Below are 6,749 nucleotides of genomic sequence, written 5' to 3'. Positions count from 1 at the left end.
TATCTGCGATTTATAAGATTCGAACCTGCCTGTCTGATGCGCTTCGCTAATCAGGCCTACAGACGACACGACCCATGTAGGCCGGATAAGACGCCAGTCGCCATCTGGCATTCATCACTCGCAATTCTTGTGACTTTTCGACACCAATCCGCTATCTTGTTTAGCATACAAAACAATTCTAACCGAATATGGCGTATGTCACGCTTTTACTCGGTTATTTCGTTAAGCCAGTAAAACGAGAAAGCAAGATGAGCGTGATATTTGATCCAGAAGCAGCAATTTATCCGTTTCCGCCGAAGCCAGCGCCGCTGAGTGCGGATGAAAAGCAATTTTATCGTGAAAAAATTAAACGTCTGCTGAAAGAGCGTGATGCCGTCATGGTCGCGCACTATTACACCGATCCTGAAATTCAGCAGTTGGCTGAAGAAACCGGCGGCTGTATCTCTGATTCGCTGGAGATGGCGCGCTTCGGATCAAAACATCCGGCCTCTACGTTGCTGGTTGCAGGCGTGAGGTTTATGGGCGAAACCGCCAAAATTCTCAGCCCGGAAAAGACTATCCTGATGCCAACCTTACAGGCGGAATGTTCATTAGATCTGGGCTGTCCGATTGACGCGTTCAGCGCATTTTGCGACGCGCATCCGGACCGTACCGTGGTGGTTTACGCCAATACTTCAGCCGCCGTTAAAGCACGTGCGGACTGGGTCGTCACCTCCAGTATCGCGGTAGAACTTATTGAGCATCTTGATAGTTTAGGTGAAAAAATCATCTGGGCCCCGGACAAGCACCTGGGCAACTACGTGCAAAAACAGACCGGTGCAGACGTTCTTTGCTGGCAGGGGGCTTGTATCGTTCACGATGAGTTTAAAACCCAGGCATTAACCCGCATGAAAGGACTGTATCCTGACGCTGCCGTACTTGTACACCCTGAATCTCCTCAGTCTATCGTTGATATGGCCGATGCGGTGGGCTCAACCAGCCAGTTAATCAGCGCTGCTAAATCGTTACCGCACAAGCAACTGATTGTGGCGACCGATCGGGGTATTTTTTACAAAATGCAGCAAGCTGTTCCGGATAAAGAGCTGCTTGAAGCCCCGACGGCGGGTGAAGGTGCAACGTGTCGTAGCTGTGCGCACTGTCCGTGGATGGCAATGAACGGCCTTAAAGCGATTGCTGAGGGACTTGATCAAGGGGGTGTGGCTCATGAGATACATGTTGATGCCGCGCTGCGAGAAGGCGCATTGCTGCCGTTAAACCGCATGCTGGAATTTGCGGCTACACTACGAGCTTAATTACGGCGTTTCGCTCTGGGGGAAAAGATGGATTTTTTTAGCACGCAGAACATTCTGGTACATATTCCAATCGGTGCAGGCGGGTACGATCTGTCGTGGATTGAAGCGGTGGGGACTATCGCCGGGTTACTGTGTATTGGCCTCGCCAGTATGGAGAAAATCAGTAATTACTTCTTTGGTCTGATAAACGTCACGCTGTTTGCGATTATCTTCTTTCAGATCCAACTCTACGCCAGCCTGTTGCTGCAGGTGTTCTTTTTTGCCGCCAATATCTATGGCTGGTACGCCTGGTCGCGGCAAACCAGCCAGCATGAGGCTGAACTTAAAATTCGCTGGCTGCCGTTACCGAAAGCGTTGGGCTGGCTGGCGGCTTGTGTGGTGGCAATTGGACTGATGACGGTATACATCGATCCGGTGTTTGCGTTCCTCACCCGCATTGCGGTGACTATCATGCAAGGACTGGGATTACAGGTCGCGCTACCTGAATTGCAACCGGATGCGTTCCCGTTCTGGGATTCCTGCATGATGGTGCTATCGATTGTGGCGATGATCCTGATGACGCGCAAATACGTCGAAAACTGGCTATTGTGGGTGATCATTAACATCATCAGCGTCGTGATCTTTGCCCTGCAAGGGGTGTATGCCATGTCGCTGGAATACATGATCCTGACGGTTATCGCCCTGAACGGCAGCAGGATGTGGATTAACAGCGCGCGCGAACGGGGTTCACGCGCGTTTTCCCATTAGTGATGGTGATGTGAATGGCCGGACAGTCCCTCATACAGGTGACAGTCCGGCCCATTACATGGTTGATATTCCATCTGAATTGTCGCGTGCTCAATATGATAGTGATGAATAAGAAAGTGCTGAATGCGTTCCAGCAACGCATCGTGATCGTGCGGCGGGACGACCTGAACATGCAGCGTCATGACCGGTTTTTCACCCACCATCCAGACGTGAACATGGTGTACATTGCGAACTTCGGGGATATCCCGGCTGAGATGTCGCTGTAGAGCGGCGATATCCAGCGCATGGGGCGCGCCCTCGAGTAATTCATTCACACTGTCTTTCAGTAAGCGCCAGGCGCTACGCAACACCAGAACAGAAACCAGAATAGAGAGAATAGGGTCCGCTGGGGTCCAGCCTGTCCAGATAATGATCAGTGCTGCAATGATCGCGCCGACCGAGCCCAGCAAATCGCCCATCACATGCAGCGCTGCGGCACGGACGTTAAGGTTTTTCTCTTCACTGCCGCGATGTAAAACCCAGAAGGCGAGGACGTTAGCCAGTAAACCCGCAACGGCGATAACCATCATCATGCCGCCCGCTACGGGACGGGGCGTATGGAAGCGCTCAATCGCTTCCCAGACGATTAAAATCGTGATCACCACCAACGCAATAGCGTTAACAAATGCGGCCAGCGTCGTGAGCCTCAGCCAGCCAAAAGTGTGTCGGATGGTTGGCGGTCGACGGGAAAATTGTACCGCCAGCAGAGCAAAAAGCAGCGCTGCGGCGTCAGTGAGCATATGTCCGGCATCAGCCAGCAGCGCCAGCGAGCCTGAAAGTATCCCTCCCACCACTTCGACCAGCATGAACCCCGCTGTAATGCAGAAGGCGAACAGCAGTCGACGGGCGTTATTATCCTTTGGCTGGTCGGGGGAAGTATGAGTATGTGAGTGCGCCATTGTGCCATCCCTTTGTTATTCTCACCTTTACTGTATGACATCATACCGTTTTTGGGGGGATAAAATTAAAAATGAGAGCGCCTATTATCCCGTTATCAGCCACGTAAATAGTGGCCGTTGCCTTACAGTACGGTGGGTAAAGATCCACGATGTGCATCGATAGCCAGCACAGAATTTTGAAAATAATAATAAAATCCGCAATTACAGCCTGGATTTGCGGTTTAGATCTCATTATTCGCTACATTCTTGCGTTTTTTTGCTTAATCCCGGGATAACACGGTTCGTACTGTAAAACCCCGTTTACACTTTATGACTGAAGATATAGATTGGGGGTATTGCATTCATTTATATAAGTATGGCTACGCTGGAATAATCATGAATTATCAGAACGACGATTTACGCATTAAAGAGATCAACGAGTTATTACCCCCGGTTGCACTGCTGGAAAAATTCCCCGCTACTGAAAATGCCGCAAATACGGTTGCGCATGCCCGTAAGGCGATTCATAAAATTCTGAAAGGGAATGACGATCGCCTGTTGGTCGTTATTGGACCGTGCTCAATTCATGATCCGGCTGCCGCCAAAGAGTATGCCGCTCGCCTGCTGGCGCTACGCGAAGAGTTGAAAGGCGAGCTTGAAATTGTCATGCGCGTTTACTTTGAAAAACCGCGTACCACGGTTGGCTGGAAAGGGCTTATCAACGATCCGCACATGGACAACAGTTTCCAGATCAACGACGGCCTGCGCATTGCACGTAAACTGCTGCTGGATATTAATGACAGCGGATTGCCGGCAGCGGGTGAATTCCTCGATATGATCACCCCGCAATATCTTGCGGATCTGATGAGCTGGGGCGCGATTGGCGCGCGTACCACTGAGTCTCAGGTGCACCGTGAGCTGGCGTCTGGTCTTTCCTGTCCGGTTGGCTTTAAAAACGGTACCGATGGCACCATCAAAGTTGCCATTGATGCCATTAACGCCGCAGGCGCGCCGCACTGTTTCCTGTCGGTGACTAAATGGGGTCACTCCGCCATTGTGAATACCAGCGGTAATGGCGATTGCCATATCATTCTGCGTGGCGGCAAAGAGCCGAACTACAGCGCCCAGCACGTTGCCGATGTGAAAGAAGGTCTGATCAAAGCAGGGCTTTCAGCTCAGGTGATGATCGACTTTAGCCATGCCAACTCCAGCAAGCAGTTCAAAAAGCAGATGGATGTCGCGAAAGATGTTTGCGGACAAGTTGCTGGGGGCGAAAAAGCGATTATTGGCGTGATGATCGAAAGCCATCTGGTAGAAGGTAATCAGAATCCGGATAGCGGTGAACCGCTGACCTACGGCAAGAGCATCACTGATGCCTGCATTGGCTGGGAAGATACTGATGCTGTGTTACGCCAGTTGGCTGAAGCGGTAAAAGCGCGCCGCGGTTAAAGTTATTTTCCTCCCTTATTAAAACCGGCGATTAGGCCGGTTTTTTTATCTTTGTATCAATAACGCCTAAATATATTTCACTGTGTATTAATAACAAATGAAAATTTTATTTGTATGGAATATGAATTTTTATACATATAAATGTATTCCTAATTCCGCACCTTATTCACCAGTATTATCAAAATTACTGTTATAATTTTTTGCTGAAAAATATTACAGGGAAGTCATAACTAATGAATAAAAACTTCAACATAATCTGGAATGCAGCCCGCAATATGTACGTTGTGGCCTCTGAATTTGCACAGAGCAACAGCCGTATTAAAGCGCAGGCCAGAGCGGTAGGCATGGCATCTCTTCTGGGGATGTTCTCTGGTTCAGTTCTGGCAAGCTATACGCCAGATGTAGAGTCTGGTGAGTTCGTTACCGATGAAATTCTCAATCAGGGTGATTATCAGCAAGTTTATGGCAACGCATCAGATACCGCGATAGCGGGAGGACGCCAGGATGTTTTTGGGCAGTCTTCAGGAGCGACCGTTACACTCAATGGGCAGATAACGGTCTGGAATGGGGGGGATATTACTAATATTACGAGTAATGGCGGAAATGTTTCTGTAAATGCGGGGGGGATGGCCACCGATATTACCTTTACGGATGGTGGGTTTTTTTATACAAATGGATCGGCAGTGGCAACAAATGTTGTATTGGCAGAAAATACTGCATTCCAGTCTGGTACTGATGCAACGGTTTCTGGTGTGAACGGGGATGGGACAGCATTCAGTATTGCGAATGGCTTAGCTAACAATATTATATTGAACGCCAATGACTCTTATTTCACTATATATGAGAATACTACCGCAACAGATACAACGGTCAATGCAGGTACTCTTCAAATCAATGATGGTGGTGAGGCTGATGGGATAACGGTTAAAGGTGGCGGCATCAATATATTGGGCAACGCTATAGCCAATGGTGTTGAGTTATTTTCTGATGCGAGGATGCTCGTATCAACAGATGCTAGCGTTACCGGTACCCATGAAGAAGGCGGTGCATTTGATATTACAGACCATACGGCGAAAAATGTATGGATAACGAGTGGTGGTTCCTTGCAGGTTAACGAAGACGGAACATCAATTGATACCGTTGTGAGTGGGGTCCGTAGCACCCAATATGTAGCTGGCATAGCAAAACATACGACAATTAGCGCAGGGGCAACGAACGAAATTGATGAAACTGGAATAGCCGAAGATTCTGTTATTAATTCTTTGGGAGTTGAATTGATTGATTCGGGTAAGTCTATTAATGCGACCATTAATGACGGTGGTAAGCAGATAGCTTTTGCTGGTGGTATTGCTGAAAACTCAACGGTAAACAATGGTGGAACGCTGCGGGTCTGTGGTGGAAATGGTGGATGTGGCAAGTATGACGATGTTGAGCTTTCTGGGGTCGGTACAGCGATCAATACGACTGTCAATAGCGGCGGTACCTTGTGGCTGGAGTCAGAGAATGCGACGCTCGATGGAACCACGCTGATTAAAACAGGTGGCATTCTGTATGCGGCCTCGGGTGTTATCAGCAATGAAGGCATATTGAACTATGAGGTTGATAGTGGCGTATCCAGAACTGAAGGTAATATTATCCAGGGCAGCGGGGGACTGAAAAAAACCGGCCAGGGTACATTGTTGTTGACGGGAGTAAATACCTACGCGGGTGCCACTGACGTAAGTGATGGCACGTTGTGGCTTGCTGATTCGGGCGTTATTGGCGTCCCTGACTCCAATACGCAGTCAATGACCGCTTCTTCCGGTGCTGTCAATGTAGCAGCTGGGGCAACCTTTGGCGGCAGTGGCGTAGTGAATACCGATGTGAATAATTCTGGCAATATCGCAATGAGTCAGAACGGAGATGTGGGAAATACGCTGACAATTAACGGAAATTATACCGGCGATAATGGCAATCTTTATCTCAATACCCAACTGGGTGATGATAACGCAGTAACGGATAAATTGGTCATTACGGGTGATAGTGCCGGTAGCACAACGGTTTATGTTAGTAACGCAGGTGGAGAAGGTGCGCTAACGGCAAAGGGTATTGAAGTCATCGATGTCGGTGGTCAGTCTGATGGTATGTTCACCCAGGGGAACCAGGTGCAGATTGGTTTGTATGAATACCGTTTGTATGAAGACGCCGGGGACTGGTATCTGCGCTCGCAGACCGTTACGCCGGTAGACCCTGATGACGGCGGTGATGTTACGCCGGTAGATCCGCAGTACCGGGCAGATATTGGGGCTTATCTGGGTAACCAGTGGATGGCGCGCAATCTGCAAATGCAGACCCTTTATGACCG

At 49.3% G+C, this 6,749-nt stretch carries 5 protein-coding genes; 4 read left to right on the top strand and 1 reads right to left on the bottom strand.

Going from position 1 to position 6,749, the window contains the following annotated elements:
* The first annotated feature begins 248 nt into the window (after window positions 1-248).
* Both nadA and pnuC read left to right on the top strand, forming a co-directional pair.
* Window positions 249-1,292 carry a quinolinate synthase NadA gene (nadA, locus tag FDX19_RS13655; protein ID WP_137383137.1) on the top strand — a complete coding sequence of 348 codons (1,044 nt, stop codon included), beginning with the start codon at window positions 249-251 and terminating at the stop codon, window positions 1,290-1,292.
* Window positions 1,293-1,319: 27 nt separating this feature from the next.
* The gene (gene pnuC, locus FDX19_RS13650; protein WP_137383136.1) at window positions 1,320-2,039 is read left to right on the top strand and encodes a nicotinamide riboside transporter PnuC; all 720 of its coding nucleotides are present in this window, start codon (window positions 1,320-1,322) and stop codon (window positions 2,037-2,039) included.
* On the opposite strand, the gene zitB is transcribed toward pnuC, so the two are convergent.
* Complete coding sequence (zitB, locus tag FDX19_RS13645; RefSeq protein WP_137383135.1) at window positions 2,036-2,977, bottom strand: CDF family zinc transporter ZitB; 942 nt, start codon at window positions 2,975-2,977, stop codon at window positions 2,036-2,038. The two genes, pnuC and zitB, sit on opposite strands and share 4 nt — an antisense overlap.
* 375 nt (window positions 2,978-3,352) lie before the next feature.
* On the opposite strand from zitB, the gene aroG reads away from it, so the two are divergent.
* Both aroG and FDX19_RS13635 read left to right on the top strand, forming a co-directional pair.
* A complete protein-coding gene (aroG, locus tag FDX19_RS13640) occupies window positions 3,353-4,405 on the top strand; it encodes a 3-deoxy-7-phosphoheptulonate synthase AroG (protein WP_137383134.1) in 1,053 nt (350 codons plus the stop codon).
* 233 nt (window positions 4,406-4,638) lie between these two features.
* A partial coding sequence (locus tag FDX19_RS13635) for an autotransporter outer membrane beta-barrel domain-containing protein (RefSeq protein WP_137383133.1) occupies window positions 4,639-6,749 on the top strand: 2,111 nt, incomplete at its 3' end.

Source organism: Citrobacter sp. wls619, from assembly GCF_005281345.1.
GTDB lineage: Bacteria > Pseudomonadota > Gammaproteobacteria > Enterobacterales > Enterobacteriaceae > Citrobacter.
Note: the sequence above shows the minus strand (reverse complement) of the source record. Positions and strands in the feature narration are given on the sequence as shown.

Bases quoted from the DNA above. Each gene is read 5' to 3' on its own strand.
- pnuC (WP_137383136.1), top strand. From the start codon at position 1,320: ATGGATTTTTTTAGCACGCAGAACATTCTGGTACATATTCCAATCGGT.
- nadA (WP_137383137.1), top strand. From the start codon at position 249: ATGAGCGTGATATTTGATCCAGAAGCAGCAATTTATCCGTTTCCGCCG.
- zitB (WP_137383135.1), bottom strand. From the start codon at position 2,977: ATGGCGCACTCACATACTCATACTTCCCCCGACCAGCCAAAGGATAAT.
- aroG (WP_137383134.1), top strand. From the start codon at position 3,353: ATGAATTATCAGAACGACGATTTACGCATTAAAGAGATCAACGAGTTA.